Genomic DNA, 19,126 nt, shown 5'->3' on the forward strand with positions numbered 1-19,126 from the left:
GTATGGCGTCCACTTACGAGTTTCCATACAGGATATGCAGGGGCCGTATCTCGATCACCGAGCGCCGACTCCGAGCGGATGTGGGAAACTTTAAGCGAGTTACGTATAGAGCATTACTCGTTATGGTCGATTACGACAAGATCAGCGACCCGAACGCTGAGTATACGATGCGCGACCTCTCCGCGGAGACGATGGGCGTCTCCAACGAGCGCGGTGGCATTCGAGACGCAGAGATCACGGACGTACAGACGACGATGGTCGACGGGAACTACCCGTGGATCCTCGTCCGCGTCTACACGGACGCCGGCGTCGTGGGCACGGGCGAGTCCTACTGGGGCGGTGGGGACACGGCCATCATCGAGCGGATGAAGCCGTTCATCGTCGGCGAGAACCCCCTCGACATCGACCGGCTCTACGAGCACATGATCCAGAAGATGTCCGGCGAGGGCTCCATCTCCGGCAAGGTCATCTCCGCTATCTCCGGCATCGAGATCGCACTCCACGACGTCGCTGGCAAGCTCGTCGACCTCCCCGCCTACCAGCTCCTCGGCGGCAAGTACCGCGACGAGGTCCGCATCTACTGCGACCTGCACACCGAGGACGAGGCCAACCCGCAGGCCTGCGCCGAAGAGGCCGACCGCGTCGTCTCCGACCTCGGCTACGACGCCATCAAGTTCGACCTCGACGTCCCCTCCGGCCACGAGAAAGACCGCGCGAACCGCCACATGCGCGCCCCGGAGATCGAGCACAAGGCGGAGATCGTCGAGGCGACGACCGAGGCCGTCGGCGACCGCGCAGACGTCGCCTTCGACTGCCACTGGTCGTACGCCACCGGCAGCGCCAAGCGACTCGCCAAACGCCTCGAGGAGTACGACGTCTGGTGGCTCGAGGACGCCGTCCCGCCGGAAAACCACGACGCCCAGCGCGAGGTCACGCAGTCGACCGCCACGCCGACCGCGACCGGCGAGAACGTCTACCGCACCCACGGCAACCGCGACCTCATCGAGAAGGAAGCCATCGACATCATCGCCCCCGACATCCCGCGCGTCGGCGGCATGCGCGAGGGCCAGAAGATCGCCAACATGGCCGACATGTACTACATCCCCGTCGCCATGCACAACGTCTCCTCGCCCATCGGGACGATGGCCTCCGCGCAGCTCGCGGCCGCCATCCCGAACTCCCTCGCCGTCGAGTACCACTCCTACGAACTCGGCTGGTGGGAGGACCTGGTCGACCAGAACGACCTCATCGAGGACGGCTACATGGAGATCCCCGAAGAGCCCGGCCTCGGCCTGACCCTCGACTTCGACACCGTCGAGGAGAACATGGTCGAAGGCGAGACCCTCTTCGACGAGGCGTAAACTTCGTCGCGCTCGACGGACGAGCGAAGCGAGTCTGTCGCTGTTGACGATGCGCTAGCCACGACGGGCGCGCGGACCGTCTACTTCCGCGTCGCCCGATCCGACGAATCATCTTCTTCACTCGTTCGTCGCCCGCACACCCGACCAGACTCACGTTCGACCTCGTTCGGGCGGGCTCTCCCGATCCAGGTCGTTTGCGAGGAGCAAAACCGCCGACACCTCCCGCCGCGCGTTCGTCGTTATGAAACGTCCGACACGCCCGTCGGCCTTCGTTGGCCGCGGACTCGGGGCACGTGGCGACGAGTTGCACCGGTCGAACGGATAGAGAACGCAGTTCCGCCGAGCAGAACAGGTAAGTGGTCGGCCGCGAACGGTATGGTATGGACGAGCCGAAACACCCGGTCACGACGGTCGACCGGACGCTCCAGATCGTCGAGATCATCCAGGAGCTCGACGGCGCGGGCGTCTCGGAGATCGCGGCACAGGTCGACGTGGGCAAGAGCGCAGTCCACAACCACCTCAACACGCTCGCCAACCGCGGGTACGTCCTCAAGGAGGGCGACGAGTACCAGGTCGGACTGGCCTTCCTCGGCCTCGGCGCCTACGCCCGCAAGCGAAACGAGATCTTCGACGCCGCCCACGCGCAGGTGGACACGCTCGCGGAGGAGACGGGCGAACTCGTCAACCTCCTCGTCGAGAAGAACGGCATGGGCATCTACCTCTACCAGGCGCAGGGCGAGAACGCCGTCGAACTCGACACCTACGAGGGCAAGCAGGTTCGCCTCCACTGCACGGGCCTCGGCAAGGCCATTCTCGGTTTCCGCCCCCGAGAGGAGGTCGCCGATATCCTCGCCGAACACGGGATGCCCGCCGAGACGGAGCACACGATCACCGACGAGGAGCCGTTCTTCGACGAACTCGACGAGATCCGCGAGCAGGGCTACGCCATCGACGAGGAAGAGCGCCTCAACGGCCTGCGCTGTGTCGCCGCGCCCGTCACCGACGACGACGACCGTGCCATCGCCGCGATCAGCGTCTCCTGTCCCGTCCACCGCGTCGACGACGACCGCTTCTACGAGGACCTCCAGCAGGCCGTTCTCGGCGCCGCCAACGTCGTCGAACTTGAACATAATTACTCCTAACCATCTTTTTCGCCGGGGGGTCGCCGCAGGCGACCCCCCGGCCAAAAACATGGGTGAAAAAGGCCGGACGCTCCCTGCGGTCGCGTCCGGTGAACCGCGCTCACTTCGTTCGCGCGGACGTTCTATTTCTACTATTGCGGTAACGTCGTTTCTGAATCACAGAATAGGTGTCTAGCATCCGCGAGCGGAGCGAGCGGTTCACCGCATCGAGGCCGGAGGCCGAGATGCGGCCTTTTTCACCCATGTTTTTGCCGCGAGAGGTACCCGGAGGCGCGCGGAGCGCGCCGAGGATACCCGAGCGGCAAAAAGATGGTCTTACATCATGCCGCCCATGCCGCCGCCCATCCCGCCCATGCCGCCGGGCGGGCCGCCTGCGCCGCCGTCTTCCTCTTCGTCGTCGCCGACGGAAAGGTCGCCCGCAGAGATCACGTCGTCGATGCGGAGGATCATCGTCGCCGCGTCGACGGCGGAGTCGACGGCCGTCGTCTTCACGCGGAGGGGTTCGACGACGCCGTCCTCGAACATGTCGACGAGGTCGGCCGTGTCGGCGTCGATACCGACGTTGACGTCGCCCGCGTCGTGGCGGGCGGTCATGTCGACCAGCGCGTCGATGGCGTCGTGGCCCGCGTTCTCGGCGAGCGTTCGGGGTCCGTCCTCGAACGACTCGGCGAACGCTTCGACGGCCAGCTGTTCGCGACCCTCGACGGAGTCGGCCTCCTCGCGGAGCGCGAGCGAGGCTTCGATCTCCGGGGCACCGCCGCCCGGGAGGACTGCGCCGTCCTCGACTGCGGCGGAGACCACGCCGATGCTGTCGACGACTGCGCGCTCGACCTCGTCGAGGACGTGTTCGGTACCGCCTCGGAGGAGGATCGTGCCGACGCCCTCGGTCGGGAGGTCGCCGAACACCGTCGTGCTCTCGTGGTCCGCCTGCCGACGGACGGTCATGTCGCGGATGACTCGCTCGGAGACGCTACCGGCGTAGCCGAGGTGGTCGGCGGTGAGCAGGTCGAGGTCGCCGACGCGCTCGGCGCCCGTCGCCTGGGCGAGCCGCTGGCGCTTCTCGTCTTCGACGCGGCGGTAGGCGGTGACGCCCGCCTCGGCCAGCAGGTCGGCCGCGTACTCGTCGATGCCGCCGTCGGCGACGACGACGTCCGCACCGGCGTCGAGGATCTTGTCGATCTTGTCGGAGAGTTCGGACTGCTCTCGCTCGACGAAGCCCTGGAGGTCGTCCATGCTCCCGACCGTGGCCTCTGCGCCGACGTTCGTCTTCGAGACCTCGATGTCGCCCTCGTAGATGAGGACGTCCGCGTCCTCGCGCGAACGCGGCATGTTCTGGTTGACCGGTTCGATGTCGAAGAGGACGCCGTCGACGAACTCCGAGTCGTCGATGGAACCGCCGTAGAACTGGCGGACGACGACGGAGTCCTGGTCGACGGTGCCGTCGTCGCGGACGGCGGCCTGGACGGCCGAGACGACCATCGAAGAGAGGAGATCCTTGGCGGTCTCGGCGCCCTTGCCCGTCATCGCCGTGCCCGCGATCTGTTCGAGCACGTCGATGTCGTCCGGTTCGACCTCGGTCGCCATGTCCTCGAAGACGTCGATGACCGTCTCCGCGGCGTGGCGGTAGCCCGCCACGATGGAGGTGGGGTGGATGTCGTCGTCGAGCAGGTCCTCCGCGTTCGAGAGGAGCGCGCCCGCCAGGATGACGGCGGAGGTCGTCCCGTCGCCGACTTCGGCTTCCTGTGTCGTCGCGACGTCGATGACCATGTCCGCCGCCGGGTGGTCGACGTCCATCTCTTCGAGGAGGGTCACGCCGTCGTTCGTGATGACGACGTTCCCGCCCTGGTCGACGAGCATCTTGTCCATCCCGCGCGGACCGAGCGTCGTCCGGATCGTCTCCGCCACTGCGCGACCTGCCTCGAGGTTCATGGACCTGGCGTCCTCGCCCGACGTCCGCTGCGATTCGTCGGAGAGGACCACCATCGGTCCGTCCGCCATTTGTCGTGCCATGTGTACGCACAACCGCGTCTGGCGGAAATAAGATTTGCTTTCCGAACGCAGTCGGTCCGCGTTCGGACGCCCCGAGGTCGACGGCGGGAGAGACGACTACCGGCGGTGGGCGTCCGGTAGGATCACCGGCCGCAGCGTAGCGACTCTGCGCGTCGAGAACGGTGAGAAACGGGTCTGTGGACCGGTTCAGTCGCCGACGCCGGTCGATTCCTGGCCGTACTCGTCGTCCGGGCCGGCGAGTTCCGTGCTGTTCCAGTACTCGTGAGATTCGAGCGCACGGAAACAGGAGACGTCCGACTCGCCGGCCGTGTCGAACAGTTCGGGCTCCTCCCGCGTACAGACCTCACGGGCCTCCGGGCAGCGGGTGTGGAACTTGCAGCCCGACGGCGGGTCCTCCGGGTCCGGGACGTCCACTTCCCGGACGGGCGGGTCCTCCTGGATACGCTGTCTGGCGAGGTCCGGGTCGACGGTCGGCGTCGACCACTTGAGCACCTTCGTGTACGGGTGCGTCGGGTTGCCGAGGATCTCGTCCGGCGGACCGATCTCGACGATTTCGCCGAGATACATGATCGCGATCCGACCGCCCGCGCGTTTGGCGAGGTAGCGCGCGTTCGCCAGGTCGTGACTGATGAAGATGTAGGACGTGCTGAACGTGTCCTGCAGGTCGAGGATGAGGTCCATCATCCCGACGCGGAGGCTCACGTCCAGCGCGCTGATCGCCTCGTCCGCGAGGATGACGTCCGGGTTCATCAGCAGGGCGCGGCCCAGCGCCACGCGCTGTTTCTCGCCGCCCGAGAGCTGGTGGGGGTACCGCTCGGCGTAGTCCTCCGGCGGCATCATGTCCACGTACTCCAGGAACCGGTAGATGGTGTCTTCGCGCTCCTTCGGGCCGAGCTCCGTCCGCCACTTCTTCAGCGGGTCCGAGAGGATCGCCTTCACCCGTCGCGAGGAGTTCAGCGCGTTCGCCGGGTCCTGGTGGATGATCTGCATGGACCGACGGATGTCGTTGAACTCGATGTCCGCGTCCCTGGGGTTGTTCTTCGCCTCCCAGATGTCCTGGCCGCGATACTTGATCGAGCCGTCCGTCGGGTTCTCCAGGCCGATCGCGGTCTTGCCGAGCGTGGTCTTGCCGCACCCGGACTCGCCGACCAGCACGACGATGTCGTTCTCGTAGAGGTCGAAGCTGACGCCGTCGACCGCCTGCACCTTCTTGTCGGTCAGCGCCCGCTTGACGATGCCACCGGGCTTGTAGTGGACTTTCACGTCCTCGACCGAGAGGACCGGGTCGTCGCTGGGCTCCGTCGTGGTTGTGTCGTCCGGTGCGATGTCGTCCGCGGGATCGTCTGTACTCATAGGTTAGTCCTCCGTGCTCCCGTGGTCGAGGATGTACGACAGCTCGCTTCGGGCCTGATCCGTGTAGAAACACGCTGCGTCGTGGTCCTCGCCGGCGCTCACGAGGTCCGGGTCTTCTATCTCACACCGGTCGTCCGCGATCGGACAGCGCGGGTGGAACGAACACCCCGTCGGGATGTTCACCGGGTCGGGACGGGCGCCCTCGATGGGCTGCATCGAGTCGATGTCCGAGTCGATGCTCGGCACCGACCGAAGGAGCGCCCGCGTGTAGGGATGTGCCGCGTCTTTCAGCAGCGACCGCGTCTCGCCCACCTCGACGAACTCGAAGGCGTAGAGGACGCCGATACGGTCCGAGAGGCCGGCGACCAGCGGCAGGTCGTGCGTGATGAAGACGATCGTGAGCTCGAACTCGTCGCGCAGTTCGCGCAGCATCGAGATGATCGACCGCTGCATCAGCAGGTCGAGCGCCGCGGTCGGCTCGTCCATCACGAGCACTTCCGGTTCGAGCACGAGCGCGAGCGCGATGAGCGCTCGCTGCTTCATCCCGCCCGAGAGCTCGTGCGGGTAGGAGTTCATCACGCGGTCCGGGTCGAGGTGCAGCGCCTCGAAGAGGTCCCGGACGTGCTCCATCCGCTCGTCGAGCACCGCGTTGTGGGCCTGGATCGTCTCGTGGAAGTGGCCCTTGATCTTCATGGTGGGGTTGAAGGAGTTCATCGCGCCCTGGAACACCATAGAGACCTCCTCCCAGCGGAACGACTGGAGTTCGCCGTCGCTCATGTCGAGCACGTCGACGGAGTCGTCGCCGACGGCGTCGTACGAGCCGATCTGGTCCGTGCTCGGGGTGCCGTCGTCCTCGGTCTCCCGTGGGTAGTAGGTCACGTCGCCGGAGAGGTGACCCGGGTCCTCGACGGCGTCCATCAGCGCGGCGGCGAACATCGACTTGCCCGACCCCGACTCGCCGACGATCGCGAGGATCTCCTCACGACGGACGTCCATGTCGACGTCGTTCAGGACCCACGCCTGCCCGCGGGACATCCCGAACTGTACTCGTGCGTCCCGTACCTCCATGACGATGTCCTCGTCGGCATCGTCGGTCTCGTCGTCGCCTGTCGTCTGGTTCTGTTGTCCGATAGCCATGTCAGCACACCTCCGCTCGTCGAGTCGATTCGAGTGGCGCCATTAGAGCCCACCCGCGTCTTCCTGTTCGTCTTCCGGGACCGTCTCGGAGTGGCGAGCGAGGAGCCGCGGGTTGAACACGCGGTCCAGCCCCTGCGAGAACAGGATGAGCGAGAAGCTCACGCCCGAGATAGCCAGCAGCGGGAACAGGAGCCAGTGGCCCGCGCGTCCGGGCGCGGCCACGGCGTTCCCCTGCCGGTAGGCCAGCTGCATCATGACGCCCCAGTTCAGCGAACTGAACGGGAGGACGCCGATGAAGTACAGCGCGACCGACTGGAAGATGACCGCGACCGCGGCGCCCGCCGCCGAGATGAGCACGAACGGCGCCACCTTCGGCACCAGTTCCTGCCCGACGATCGTCGGCGTCGAGAGCCCGATAGAGCGCGCGGCCTCGACGAAGTCCTCGTCACGCAACGCGAGCACCTGCGACCGAAGCATCCGGGCCAGTCCCGGCCACTGGTCGATCGCGATGATGGTCCCGACGATGAACGGCTCCTTGGGCGAGAAGATCGCCGCGAGCACGATGATGAGCGGGAGACCGGGGAGCGTGATGAACACGTCCGCCATCGTCATCAGGATGGTGTCGATGACCCCGCCCTTGTAGCCCGCGATCATCCCGACCAGCACCGCGACGCCGACGGAGAAGACGATCCCCGCCAGCGCCATCTTCATCATCGCGGGTGTCGAGTGCACGAGCGCCTTGAAGATGCCCTGACCGAGGTTGTCCGTCCCGAGCGGCATCGACCAGTCGACGAACGGCTTCAGGTAGTAGGGCCCCTCGTTGATCTGGGGCGGCGGGACGAGAACGACGCCGACCGTCCCCATGAGCAGGTAGAAGAGGACGCCGGCCCCGCCGATGCGGGTCCGCCAGTCGCTCCACGCGACCCGGAACGGCGTGGCGACGTAGAAGTCGAACGCGCGTCGCGCACGTTCGGCCGGCGGCGTCCTGCGTCGCTCGGCCTCCTCGTCGGTGCCGAAGATGCTTTCCTGCGTGACGCCTCCGTCGCTCTTTGGTGTTTTCTCGGACATCGTTAGAAGCTCTCCCTCGTTGCGCCGGTGCCGGCACGCGGGTCGATGAGTCCGTACGTGAAGTCAGCGACCATGATAGCCGTCACCGTGATCCCGGAGAAGAACACGAACGCGGCCATCACCAGGGGGTAGTCCTGGTTGACCGCCGCCTCCAGGAGGAACCAGCCCACGCCGTGGTACTGGAAGATGACCTCCGTGATGACGTTCGAACTGAACATCCCCGCGATGCCCAGCATGAAGCCGGTGTAGATGGGGAGGATCGAGTTACGCGTCAGGTACCGCGACAGGATGCGGTTCGTGCTCAGTCCGCGCAGGCGGGCCGACCGGAGGTAGTCGGCGCCGATGACCCGGACCGAGAGCGCCCGCATCCCGATGGCCCCGCCGGCGAAGCCGACGATGAAGTTCGACGCGATGGGCAGCGCGGCGTGACGCGCGATGCCCGTCATGAACTCGAGGTTGAACCCGGGCTGGGCCGCCGGCGGCGCCCGGCCGCCAGTCGGGAAGATGCCCCACTGGAAGGCGAGCACCGAGAGCATCACGATGGCGGCCACGTAGTACGGGATCGACCGCATCACGAGCACGAACACCGTCAGCCCCGAGTCGATCTTCGTCCCCTCGTGCCAGGCCATGAACACGCCCACCGCGATGGTCGCGGTGAAGCCCAGCAGGAGCCCGTAGACGCTCAGGAAGATCGACCACGGCATCGCACGAAAGAGGATGTCGAAGACCGGGTCCTGGAACAGGATGGACTCGCCGAAGTCCTGGTAGAGGACGATGTCCCGGAGCCACTCGTAGAACGAGATCGGGATCGGCTGGTCGGGGTTGATCCCCGTCAGTTGCTCGGCCATCTCCGCGACCTGTCTCGTGTCCACCTGCTGGCCGCGGTCCTGCATCCGCTGGATGCGGTCCTGCATGATCTGCTCCACCGGCCCACCCGGGACGAGTCTGTACAGCGCGAACGTGATGAACATCCCCACGACGAACGTCACGATCGCTTGCGCGAATCGACGTATGTAATAGTTCATAGTGTGTGTTGGTGTCTCACAGCATCTTATATCTTCGGTCAGATCGCGGTGACCGTGCTGTAGACGATGTACAGCACGTATCCGGCGGTCGGGACCGCCGCGACTTTGTACGCCTCGTCCATCGTCAGGTCGCGGACATCTTTGATCGCGTGTGCGCCGATGTAGCCGGCCCACACCGCGAACACGGCACCCAGAGCCGTCGCGGCGACGACGACGATCTCACCGCTGGCCAGCGACCAGATGGCCGCTGCGACCTGGTCCGCGATCCGCGTCTGGAGGTCCAGGTCGTCGGGCTGGACGTCCAGGCCGTTGTACGCCACGACCATCGCGACCGTGTGCACGAGGTTCGCGATCAGGATCGGGAACAGCGCCCACGCCATCCGTTTCATCGTCACGTACGTCGTCCCAACCGTCGTGTACAGCCAGCCCACCGCGTACATCCCGAAGCCGTACCAGATCCACAGGATGAACGCGCCGATCAGCGGCTCGACGACGCGTTGCTGGAGCTGGAAGTTGACGTCGTCGTTTACCACGACGGCGTCGATCGTCTCGAGTTGCAACAAGAGCTCCTGGAGCATCAGGTAGTTGCCGATCAGCCCCACGAGTCCCGTCACGAGGACCAGTGCGAACTCCGACTTGATGCCGCGCGAGCCGATGTATTCCTCGTAGAACGTCTCCGGGTCGGTCAACAGCGTTCGGTACAGACCCAGCGTTCTGCTGATGTACGAACCCGGGTCGCGAACGGCGTTTGAAACTCCCATAAGTTGATCCTCCAGTCAGCCTTACGCCGGTGCCTCGATGGTCGGGACGGGAATCTCGTCGAGCACGTCCTGAACGATCTCCGACTTGTCGACGTCGTTGACCTGCGACTCAGCGGTCAGACCCAGCCTGTGCGCGATGACCGACTGGGACACCGTCTTCACGTCGTCCGGTGTGACGTAGTTGCGGCCCTCGATGACCGCCTGTGCGCGGGTCGTCTCGAACAGTCGCTGGGTCCCGCGGGGGCTGATCCCCGTCTCGACGCGGTGGTCGTCGCGAGTCGCTCGCGACACCGCGACGATGTACTCCAGCATGTCCTCGGTGACCGTCACCGTGTCCGGGACCGCCTGCAGGTTCATGACGCGCTGGTGGTCGAGCACCTGCCCGACCGACGGCGTCGTCGACGTCCGGTCGTTGCGGCGTCGGAGCAGTTCGACCTCGCCGTCCACGTCGGGGTAGCCGATACTGGACTTGACGTTGAATCGGTCGATCTGCGCTTCCGGCAGCGGGAAGGTCCCCTCCTGCTCGACCGGGTTCTGCGTCGCGATGACGAAGAACGGCTCGGGCAGCTGGCGCGTGTCACCCTCGGTGGTGACCTGGCCCTCGCCCATGGCCTCGAGCAGCGCCGCCTGCGTCTTCGGCGGCGCGCGGTTGATCTCGTCGGCGAGGACGATGTTCGCGAAGATCGGCCCTTTGTTGAACTCGAACTCGCCCTCCTGCTCGTTGTAGATGTAGGTCCCCGTCACGTCGTTGGGGAGCAGGTCCGGCGTGAACTGGATACGGGAGAACGACAGGCCGAGCGCCGTCGCGAAACTGTTCGCCGTCAGCGTCTTGCCTGTTCCGGGTACGTCCTCCAGCAGGACGTGCCCCTTCGAGAGCAGCCCCACCAGAACTGTCTCGAGGAACTCCTCCTCGATGATGACCGACGACTGTATCTCGTCGATCACTGCATCCAACTCGTCACTGGCCTCCTGGATGGATAGGTCGGTCTGTGCCATGGTAAGATAGCCCGTGCTGTTCCTCTTAACCCTGACGGTGTTAGAGCGATTTCGCCGCACGAAAACTGACTAACAGTACAGGTAGGACGGCGGTCTGACGGGGTCGGCGGCCGGAACTGGCGGCGGATATCAGGTCGCCGACGGATCGGTCGCCCGGTTCGAGCGCGCCCGAAGCGGCGGGGAAGTCGGCCGGCCCGTTACTGCCGGATCGACCAGATGAGGAACAGCGCTGACAGGAGCAGCAGTGCGAGCGCCGGGATCGTCAGTGCGCCCAGCGGGACCAGGAAGATCCCGTAGGAGAGCCCCGCCGCGACGACGCCGACGAAGATGGTCGCCGCCGCGTGGACGGACTCGCCGCGCTGGGTCTCCGTCTGGTCGGAGAGCTGTCGGCCGACGCTGAAGGCGTTCGACCCGAGGTCGAACGAGATTATCGTCGCGAGGCTCGCGAACAGGAGGAACTCCGGCACGTCGGCGAAGAAGCCGGAGACGATGACGCCGACGAAGACGATGCCCGTGCCGATCGCCGTGAGTCGCTCCGACTCGAAGACGAACAGGCCGCCGGCGACGCCGGCCAGGCCGAACAGGCCGACCAGCGCCGCGACCGGGGCGAGTAGCCCGGTGACCACGACCGCCACCAGCGCGGCGGCGACCGCGACCGAACTACTGAATCGTGCCGGCGAGTGCGTTACCTCGACCGCTGCCGTATCGTCGTCTGTCTCGAAGCTCATTATGCCCACCTCGTCTGTGCTTTCTCGATCTCGAGCGAGAGCTGCTCGTCGGGGTCCCAGTTCATGACGCGGATCCCGCGTTCGCGGAGGTACCGCACCCGCGCCGTCCGTTCGATACGCGTGAGTCGCTGCCCGACCGTCTCGTCGACGGTCACGTCGGGGCTGATCACCGTGACCAGGTGCCCCTCGGAGTCGAGCCTGCGCGCCACCTCCGCCGCGTAGTCGTCGGCGAGCGGCGAGAACAGGAAGATCTGCGAGGTGCTCGGCAGGCGTCGGCGCACGTGCGTCATCGGGTCGATGTACTGACTCTCGTGGTCCTGACGCTCGGGCGGCCGCGGCGACAGCGCGGGGTGCTGTGCGAACAGCATCCGCGCGTTCTCCAGGTGCGAACTCCCCGCGCCGGGCGCGTACCAGCAGGGGACGGTGTCGAACGCCGCGACGCCGACGAGGTTCCCCTGGTCGTACAGCGCGCCGAACACGTCACTCGCGGCGTGGACCGACAGGTCCACCGCGTGCGGTTTGTCGACGCCGTCGGAGATGTACGCGCTCTGGCGGGTGTCGAACAGGATGGTGACCGTCGCGGCCTTCTCCTGTCGGAAGTCGATCGTCGCGAGGTCGCCCGTGCTCGCGACCTGCTTCCAGTTGATGCGGTTCATCGGGTCGCCGGGCCGGTACTCGCGCACCGAGTGGAACTCCAGCCCGGAGCCGCCCTGCTTGGTGTCGACGTCGCCGGCGTACTGCGTCGTCTGCGCGCGGACCGGCACGTCGTTGGTGACGCGGAGCGGCGGGATGACGCGCATCTCCGCCTCGGGCGTGACGAGCGAGGTCCGCTCGACGCCACCGCTGAAGTCACGGGCGACGACGAGGAGCGGCCACTCGTACTCGCCGCGTTCGACCCGAACGGTGTACTCGATCTGCGCCTGCGCGCCGGCCTGCAGTGCCGTGTGGAGTCGCGGCACGCCGTCGGTGACGACGAACGCGTCCGGCACCGCGTCGACCAGTCGCAGGTCCGGCAGCATCGACCCGCTCTCGTTTCGAACCGTCAGCGTCACGTCGACGAGATCGCCCGGTTCGGGGTCGTCGGTGTCGTACTCGCGTTCGACGACCAGCCCTTCCGTCCGGGGCACGGCGGACACGCGCGCGTAGATTGTGTACGCGATGCCGACCGTCCCGGCGAGCAGGAGCCCGGAGTTGAACGTTGTGGCGCCGAGGCCGATCGCGACGAGCGCGAACGCCGTGACGCCCAGCCAGCGGTTGGTGTGCTGGAGCGCGACGTCCTCGAACGGTTCCGTCGTGTCGAAGGACGGGACCGACGAGTGGGTCTCGTTCCAGTTGGTCTCGACGACGTCGTCGCCGTCCTCGTCGTCCCCGGAGGCACCGAAGATCCGTTCTCTCAGCGAGCGCTGCTGGGTCTCCTCGGTGTCGACCGTGTGACTCACGTCGACGTCGCCGACCTCGATGAGTTCCTCGACGGTCGCGCGGAACTGGTTCTCGAAGGAGGCCACGTCGTCGGTGCCCGACAGCAGCGACTCCGAGAGACCCGCCTCCTGTGCGGCCGTCCGCTCGCCCTGGAAGAACGACGCCGCCTGTTCGTTCGCGGTCCACTCGCCGGACTCGAGGATCCTGCGGGCCTCCTCGACCGAGCAGTCCTCGCGGTTGCGGATGACCGCGACCGCGAGGTTCTCGAGGCGCTCCTCCAGGTGTTCGCGGTTCTCGCTGACGCCCTGGCGGAGCGTCGTCATCTCGTAGAGCATCCGGTCGACGTCCTCGCCCGGCATCGGATTGCCGGCCGGCCGTTCGGGGTTGGGCGTGACCGTCTCCTCGACGTCGCCCCTGAGCCGTCGGCGGACGACCCCGAGCCCCGTGATGGCCGCGAGCAGTCCGACGAGGAAGATCGCTTCCTGCCCGATCGGCAGGCCGCTCCCCGCGCCCGGTACCGCTATCAGTGCGACGGCGCCGACGAACAGCACCGCGCCGATGATTATCAGCAGTCGATTGAGTACAGTTTCAATATCCATCGTCACCCTCCGTGTCGTCGCCGACCGCCGACGGTCCGCCGGCGGTCGTGCCGCCGTACTCCTCTTCGATGTTGCGGAACACGTCTATCGCGAGCTGTTCGCGGCTCTCGGCGTCGCGCTTCCCGTAGCGCACCTCCTCGAACAGTCGGGTCAGTTCGGTCACGTCGTCCGTGCCGAGTCCGACCTCGATCGCCGCGTCGGCGAACTCGCCGGGCGTCGCGCTGTCGGGGTTGGGCACGTCGAGCATGCTCGTCATCTCCCACCAGGCGCGGTACACTTCGTTGTCGACGTCGACGTTGTGCTCCTCGAGTCGGTCAGCGGCGCGACCCGCCGCCTCCGCCAGGTCCATCACGTCGGCACCCTCGGCGGCCTCGGGTTCTTCCTCTTCCATCGTGGTGATCTGCTGGTCACTGGAGGCTCGCAGCAACACGGCGGCGGTCGCCACCAGCACGACGCCGAACACGCCGAGGATGACCGCCGGCGGGATGTCCAACCCCGCGACCGGTGGGCCGCTCGTGTTGTTGGTCCCAACGTTGACCGCCTGGTCACCCAGCCCCGGTCCACCGACGGTCGCGCAGTCGGTCCCCAGGAAATACCCCAGGAGCGCCGGGGGCGCGATGGCGTAGAGGCCGAGGAACGCCGCGCCGAACGAGTAGCGGCGTTTGACGAGGTACACCATGAACGCGAACACGCCGAAGTACGCGATCCCGCCGTACCAGGTGGTCAGCGGTTTGATGCACGTCGTGAACTCGATCGCTTCCTCCGACTGGCTCTCGCTGCTCCTGTTGATGCTTCCGCCCCCGCTGCCGTCGTCACCGCCGCCCCCACCCTGGTTTTCGCGTGGGTTCTGCGACGGGTCCTGCGGGGCTTCCCCACCTGTCGGAGCCCCTGTATCGACGGTCGCCGTGATCGTCGCGGCGCCCACCGCGATGGCGGCCATCGCGACGAGCCCTATCACGACGAACCGCAGGGCTTCCTGTGACACATAATCATCCATACTACGACTTGTACGATCCACACTATATGTTTTTTCCGCTTGGACGAGCCAAGCAGCCCCAGTTATTTCCGCCATTCAGGCGGTGTCTCGCCACGGGCGGGCCACCCGAGAGAACGGTTCCCATCCCCGTACGGCCGGGCGGAACCACGGAACCGGCGGCTCAGTGGCGCTCACCGACGGAGCCCTTAAGTCCGGTCGCCCGCTACGCTCTCGCCGAATGGACCCAGGTGTGGACGGGCGACGTGACGACGGGCGGGGGACAGGGCTGACACGCCGGCAGTATCTCACCGCGCTCGGTGCCGGCGGACTGGTCAGTTCGCTGGCGGGCTGTGGCGAACCCAACGACATCGTGGACTCGCCGCAGGTGTTCGGGTACCAGTTCCCCTACGACGCCGAGAGCGTCCACCTCGGCCCCTGGTCGGCCTCCGACCCGCTCGGTTTCTACCCGATACTCCACGAGGCTATGTCTCACAAGACTCCCGGACAGGGGCGGCGACTCGGCGACGTCGTCGACTCCGTCGACTCCGACGGGTCGACCGCGGACGTCGCCCTCGCGGAGGGGTTCTCCTGGTGGTCGGGGGACCCAGTCACCGCACGGGACGTGTGGATCGAAGACCGCATCCAGTCGTTCGTCACCGAGCGGCCGACGCCGGACGTCGAACTCCTCGACGACTATCGGCTCCGCTACGAGTTCGACCGGCCGCTCGACAGACCGCTCGTCCTCTCGACCGTGGCGAGCGGTGCCGTCCGAACCCACGCCGACACGTACGAACCCTGGCTCGATCGACTCAGGGACGCCGGGACCGAGGACGAACGGGCGGAGATCATCTCGGACCTCCGCGGCAATAGCCGGGGACTCCAGGAGATAGCCGACGAGGGACTGGGCTGTGGCCCCTACGAGCTGGTGGAAGTGTCGATAAACCGGCTGATGTTCGAGCGATTCGACGACCACCCCCGCGCCGACGAGATATCGATCCCGCGGCTCTGGTTCCCGGTCGTCCAGGAGGTCTCGATAGAGAACCTCATCAAGAAGGGGTGGCTCGACGGCGGGAACGGTCTGCTCCGCAACGAGCGAGGGTCGCCGCCGGAGCATCTCGAACAGCTCGCCCGGTTTCGCGTCAACTCCGGGACGAAGCTCGTCCTCGACTGGCGCAACGACCACCTCGCTCGACCCGGAGTCCGTCGAGCGATCCTCTCGGCGCTCCCGGTCGACGATGTCGTCGAAGTCGCGAGCTGGGGCGAGCCGACCCGACTGCAGACCGGGCTCGCCGCACCCGGTGACCGTCGGTGGCTCCCGGAAGCGCTCCGCGACAAACTCCACGAGTACCCGATCGAGGCCGACGAGGACCGCGCCGCGGAGTACATGCGCGCGGCCGGGTACACGCGTGACGGGAACGACAGGTGGCGCGGGCCCGACGACCGACTCGCGACGATACAGATGGGGACGCCCGTGTGGAACAACTTCGTCTCCGCCAGCGAGGTCGTCTCCGAGACGCTCGAACGGTTCGGGTTCGACGTGTCGATCGACCGCGTCTCGAACACCAACATCCACTACGATATCACGAATCACACGTACGACCTCATGCTCTGGCGCTTCGACGGCTGGCCCTACTCCGTCTACGACGTGTCCAGCGACGCCGCCACGTCGATCGGGTACGGCGTCTCCGGCCCCGACGAGGTGCTGTCCAGTCAGGGGAAACCCGTCGAACCGTCGGTCCCGGAGACGCCCGGCGAGGTCGACGCGTCCGACGCTGACCGACACACAGTCGACCTCTTCGACGCCTGGCGCGACATCCAGCGGCCCAGCGACCGGGCGACCACCGTCGACGCGATATCGACCTTCGCGACCTGGTGGAACGACGCCCTCCCCGACATCTATCTCGGCACCAGCGTGGGCGGTCTCTGGGGGAACACCCGCGACTTCGAGTGGCCCGAGTACGACAGCGACACGGAGTACGGGGCCGCCGGTCCCGGGAACCAGCCGGTGTTTCACCTGCTGAAACAGGGTGTCGTCGAGCCGGCGGCCGACGAGTAACGTCCGATTTTCGAGGCGCGTCGCGGCTGGAACGACGGTCCCGCGAGACGCCCAGACGACGTGACGGGCGCGTAGCTACGCGACGTGAGAAACGGAGAAGCCCCGCGTCCGGGGTAGTCGTCGACCCGCGCCGAGTCCGAGTTCGAGCGCTTACTGCGGCGGCTCGAAGTCCTCGTCGGTGCTGGCCTGTGCGATGCCGCCGAGCACGAGCACGTCCTCGATACCGAACGAGCGCTCGTAGTCGAAGGCGCGCGCGCCCGGATCCGGCCAGTCGAAGTCGCGCACGTCGCCGTACGCGCCCATCAGGTACTGGTGGAACGGGAAGTGCGGGACGTAGAAGTTGTAGTACTTCGCGCAGGTCCGGTAGAGCTCCTGCAGGTCCTCCTCGCTGTTCCCCGGCTGACGGATCGCGTTGACCGTCTCGACGAGGTTGACCTCGGTCGCGTTCTCGAGGTCCGGCGCCGCGCCCGCTTCGTCGGGCGCTTCGAAGGCACCGGCCTCGTCGGGCACCATCTGCGTGATCGGCTTGCCCTGCGTGTCCACTTCGTCTTCGGGGTCGGCGTCGAACGGGCTCGCGGCGGTCGGACTGCCGGCGACGAGCGCCTCGTCCCACCACGCACCGCGGTCGTGGTAGTACTGGAAGATGTACGGGTCGCCGTGCCAGAAGATGGTCGAATCGTAGTTGAGTCCGCCGTTCGGGTCGATGTTGTTCGACCAGGTGGACCAGCCCTGCGTGCTGAGATTGACACCGAAGCCCCAGCTCGTCAGGTTCGCACGGATCGTCTGGGCGGCCTGGACGTGCGCCGTGATGTCGGACGTCGCGACGATGTCGATCGAAGCGGCGTTGCCCTGCGGGTCGACCCACTGACCGCCCTGCTTCGAGTAGCCCGCCTTCTCCATGTAGCGGGTCGCTCGCTCTTTGTTGGAGGACCGGGAGTAGGTGTGGAGGTTGTCGAGGAACTCGTCCGAGAACGTGCTCTCGGACTGGGCGTCGAGCATGAACGTGTCGTGCTCGAGAACTTGCGAGCCGCCCTCGCCCCAGCCGTTGGCGCTGACCGCGTTCCAGTCGATGGCCTCGACCAGTGCGCGGCGGACCCACAGCCGTTCGAGGTGGGGGTTGTTCCAGTTGAGCTTCCACATGTCGCCACCCGTGGCGCGCAGCCAGCGAGTGAACTCCTGGATGTGGTCCGGGAGCGCGTCCCGGTTGATGTTCGCCCCGGGCGTGATAGCGCCGTCGTCGAGGTCGAGCACGCCCTCCGTGGTGAGGGTGTCGCGTCGGTCGCCCTCGGCCCAGTAGAGGGCGAGTTTCTCGACGTTCGTGTGCCCGGCGTTCGGGTGGTCCGGGTTGAGAGTGAGGACGACTTTCTCCGAGCCCACGTCGTCCATCGATTCGAGCCGGTAGGGACCGGAGCCGGCGAGCATCTCGTCGGTGCCGCCCTCCATCGCCATCCGGTCGAGGCTGATCCGGTCGCTCGTCAGGTCGTCCGTGACGCTACTGGCCTGGTCGGAGCTGCTGGCGTCGCGGTAGCGCTCGAGGTACGGCTCGGTGAAGTCCGGGTGGATCGGCGGGTTGCCGTCCACCGGGCCGGCCTCGGATTCGAGGACCGCACGACCCGTCGGATCGGGTTCCTGGTCGGGCACTTCGCCCTTGTCCATCCACTGGTGGAGCGTCCACTGACTCTCTGCGTTCTGGTTGAACGTCGCACCCTCGGCGAACTTGTTCCCACCCTGGAACCAGTCGACGTGGTTGTGCTTCTCACGGGCGACCGCGTCGAACGGGTCGCCGTTCCAGTATTTCGCGCGCTCGTCGTGGTGGTCCCGCCAGTCGTACGGCGGAGACACCTCGTAGTCCGCGATCCACGTCATGATCTCGATCTCGTCGTGGTCCGGCTTGTGCGGGGCCTGCACCGTCGTCCCGCTGTACGAGGTGTTCGTCGTGTGGACGTTGCGGAGTCCGTGGATGTCCGACATCCACAGGTCGCCCGCCGTGTTGTCCTGGGGCGTCCACGGGTTCCAGTTGAACACGTCCGGCGAGTTGGCGATCGCGTAGTTGATCGTGTCGGTGACCGCCTGCCGGTCGGTCTCCACGTCCGTCTCCGTCCCACCGTCACCGCCGCCGTCGCCGTCGCCGTCACCGTCACCGTCGCTGCCGCCGCTCGGGGTCGGGGTGGGGGTGTCGTCACCGGACCCGTCCGGTGTGGATCCGCTGTCTTCCCCACAGCCCGCCAACCCGGCGGCTCCCATTCCAGCCAGTATCTGTGCATACTGGCGTCGCGATAACTCCTTGTCACGGATGCTGTCAGGCTTCCGCATACCACTACCCTTCTGCCATTTGTATATAAAACTTCCCTATTATTTCACACTGTAATCGAATATCATCTATTCTGTTGACGAGTTCTCTGAGGGGGTGGTCAGATCGGTTACAGAATGGTGGCCAGTCGGTTCAGGCGGGGGACGGACAGCCCACGCAAGCGCAAGTTTCAAATACGTGTGTG

Annotated in this window: 14 protein-coding genes; 3 read left to right on the top strand and 11 right to left on the bottom strand. The window is 66.4% G+C overall.

Translation table 11 applies throughout. From position 1 onward, the window contains the following. Window positions 1-122 precede the first annotated feature (122 nt). Together D1409_RS04305 and D1409_RS04310 are read left to right on the top strand one after the other, a co-directional pair. The gene (locus D1409_RS04305; protein ID WP_123534358.1) at window positions 123-1,361 is read left to right on the top strand and encodes a mandelate racemase/muconate lactonizing enzyme family protein; all 1,239 of its coding nucleotides are present in this window, start codon (window positions 123-125) and stop codon (window positions 1,359-1,361) included. A gap of 380 nt (window positions 1,362-1,741) precedes the next feature. After that, window positions 1,742-2,503 carry an IclR family transcriptional regulator gene (locus D1409_RS04310; protein ID WP_123534360.1) on the top strand — a complete coding sequence of 254 codons (762 nt, stop codon included), beginning with the start codon at window positions 1,742-1,744 and terminating at the stop codon, window positions 2,501-2,503. A 315-nt stretch (window positions 2,504-2,818) separates the two neighbouring features. Here D1409_RS04310 and thsA read toward each other — a convergent pair whose 3' ends face one another. From thsA to D1409_RS04360, 10 genes are all read right to left on the bottom strand, one after another. Further along, window positions 2,819-4,501 carry a thermosome subunit alpha gene (gene thsA / locus D1409_RS04315; RefSeq protein WP_123534362.1) on the bottom strand — a complete coding sequence of 561 codons (1,683 nt, stop codon included), beginning with the start codon at window positions 4,499-4,501 and terminating at the stop codon, window positions 2,819-2,821. 198 nt (window positions 4,502-4,699) lie between these two features. Further along, window positions 4,700-5,866, bottom strand: a complete 1,167-nt coding sequence (locus D1409_RS25345) for an oligopeptide/dipeptide ABC transporter ATP-binding protein (protein WP_123534364.1) — start codon at window positions 5,864-5,866, stop codon at window positions 4,700-4,702. A 3-nt stretch (window positions 5,867-5,869) separates the two neighbouring features. Beyond that, the gene (locus D1409_RS25350; protein ID WP_123534366.1) at window positions 5,870-7,003 is read right to left on the bottom strand and encodes an ABC transporter ATP-binding protein; all 1,134 of its coding nucleotides are present in this window, start codon (window positions 7,001-7,003) and stop codon (window positions 5,870-5,872) included. Window positions 7,004-7,045: 42 nt separating this feature from the next. Further along, on the bottom strand, window positions 7,046-8,071 hold the full coding sequence (locus D1409_RS04330) for an ABC transporter permease (protein ID WP_123534368.1): 1,026 nt from the start codon (window positions 8,069-8,071) through the stop codon (window positions 7,046-7,048). A 2-nt stretch (window positions 8,072-8,073) separates the two neighbouring features. Next, the gene (locus D1409_RS04335) at window positions 8,074-9,096 is read right to left on the bottom strand and encodes an ABC transporter permease (RefSeq protein ID WP_123534371.1); all 1,023 of its coding nucleotides are present in this window, start codon (window positions 9,094-9,096) and stop codon (window positions 8,074-8,076) included. Between the two features lie 38 nt (window positions 9,097-9,134). After that, window positions 9,135-9,857: a YIP1 family protein gene (locus D1409_RS04340; protein WP_123534373.1), complete on the bottom strand. Its 723-nt coding sequence runs from the start codon at window positions 9,855-9,857 to the stop codon at window positions 9,135-9,137. 21 nt (window positions 9,858-9,878) lie between these two features. Beyond that, a complete protein-coding gene (locus D1409_RS04345; RefSeq protein ID WP_123534375.1) occupies window positions 9,879-10,853 on the bottom strand; it encodes an AAA family ATPase in 975 nt (324 codons plus the stop codon). A gap of 197 nt (window positions 10,854-11,050) precedes the next feature. Further along, complete coding sequence (locus D1409_RS04350) at window positions 11,051-11,581, bottom strand: DUF7519 family protein (protein WP_123534377.1); 531 nt, start codon at window positions 11,579-11,581, stop codon at window positions 11,051-11,053. Beyond that, a complete protein-coding gene (locus D1409_RS04355) occupies window positions 11,581-13,599 on the bottom strand; it encodes a DUF58 domain-containing protein (protein ID WP_206424965.1) in 2,019 nt (672 codons plus the stop codon). Before D1409_RS04355 ends, D1409_RS04350 begins: the two co-directional genes overlap by 1 nt. Continuing rightward, window positions 13,589-14,596 carry a DUF4129 domain-containing protein gene (locus D1409_RS04360; protein WP_235853494.1) on the bottom strand — a complete coding sequence of 336 codons (1,008 nt, stop codon included), beginning with the start codon at window positions 14,594-14,596 and terminating at the stop codon, window positions 13,589-13,591. The genes D1409_RS04355 and D1409_RS04360 overlap by 11 nt, the downstream gene beginning before the upstream one ends. A 217-nt stretch (window positions 14,597-14,813) precedes the next feature. Here D1409_RS04360 and D1409_RS04365 point away from each other — a divergent pair, with 217 nt between their 5' ends. After that, complete coding sequence (locus tag D1409_RS04365) at window positions 14,814-16,631, top strand: ABC transporter substrate-binding protein (RefSeq protein WP_123534381.1); 1,818 nt, start codon at window positions 14,814-14,816, stop codon at window positions 16,629-16,631. A 150-nt stretch (window positions 16,632-16,781) separates the two neighbouring features. Here the strand turns inward: D1409_RS04365 and D1409_RS04370 are convergent, their stop codons facing one another. Then, window positions 16,782-18,944, bottom strand: coding sequence for an ABC transporter substrate-binding protein (locus D1409_RS04370; protein WP_235853495.1), 2,163 nt, complete (start codon window positions 18,942-18,944; stop codon window positions 16,782-16,784). Window positions 18,945-19,126: the final 182 nt, after the last annotated feature.

It is taken from the genome of Halosimplex salinum (assembly GCF_003730195.1).
Lineage (GTDB): Archaea > Halobacteriota > Halobacteria > Halobacteriales > Haloarculaceae > Halosimplex > Halosimplex salinum.

Bases quoted from the DNA above. Each gene is read 5' to 3' on its own strand.
- D1409_RS04350 (WP_123534377.1), bottom strand. From the start codon at position 11,581: ATGAGCTTCGAGACAGACGACGATACGGCAGCGGTCGAGGTAACGCAC.
- D1409_RS25350 (WP_123534366.1), bottom strand. From the start codon at position 7,003: ATGGCTATCGGACAACAGAACCAGACGACAGGCGACGACGAGACCGAC.
- D1409_RS04330 (WP_123534368.1), bottom strand. From the start codon at position 8,071: ATGTCCGAGAAAACACCAAAGAGCGACGGAGGCGTCACGCAGGAAAGC.
- D1409_RS04365 (WP_123534381.1), top strand. From the start codon at position 14,814: ATGGACCCAGGTGTGGACGGGCGACGTGACGACGGGCGGGGGACAGGG.
- D1409_RS04355 (WP_206424965.1), bottom strand. From the start codon at position 13,599: ATGGATATTGAAACTGTACTCAATCGACTGCTGATAATCATCGGCGCG.
- D1409_RS04340 (WP_123534373.1), bottom strand. From the start codon at position 9,857: ATGGGAGTTTCAAACGCCGTTCGCGACCCGGGTTCGTACATCAGCAGA.
- D1409_RS04335 (WP_123534371.1), bottom strand. From the start codon at position 9,096: ATGAACTATTACATACGTCGATTCGCGCAAGCGATCGTGACGTTCGTC.
- D1409_RS04305 (WP_123534358.1), top strand. From the start codon at position 123: ATGGTCGATTACGACAAGATCAGCGACCCGAACGCTGAGTATACGATG.
- D1409_RS04310 (WP_123534360.1), top strand. From the start codon at position 1,742: ATGGACGAGCCGAAACACCCGGTCACGACGGTCGACCGGACGCTCCAG.
- D1409_RS04360 (WP_235853494.1), bottom strand. From the start codon at position 14,596: ATGGATGATTATGTGTCACAGGAAGCCCTGCGGTTCGTCGTGATAGGG.
- D1409_RS04370 (WP_235853495.1), bottom strand. From the start codon at position 18,944: ATGCGGAAGCCTGACAGCATCCGTGACAAGGAGTTATCGCGACGCCAG.
- D1409_RS25345 (WP_123534364.1), bottom strand. From the start codon at position 5,866: ATGAGTACAGACGATCCCGCGGACGACATCGCACCGGACGACACAACC.
- thsA (WP_123534362.1), bottom strand. From the start codon at position 4,501: ATGGCGGACGGACCGATGGTGGTCCTCTCCGACGAATCGCAGCGGACG.
- D1409_RS04345 (WP_123534375.1), bottom strand. From the start codon at position 10,853: ATGGCACAGACCGACCTATCCATCCAGGAGGCCAGTGACGAGTTGGAT.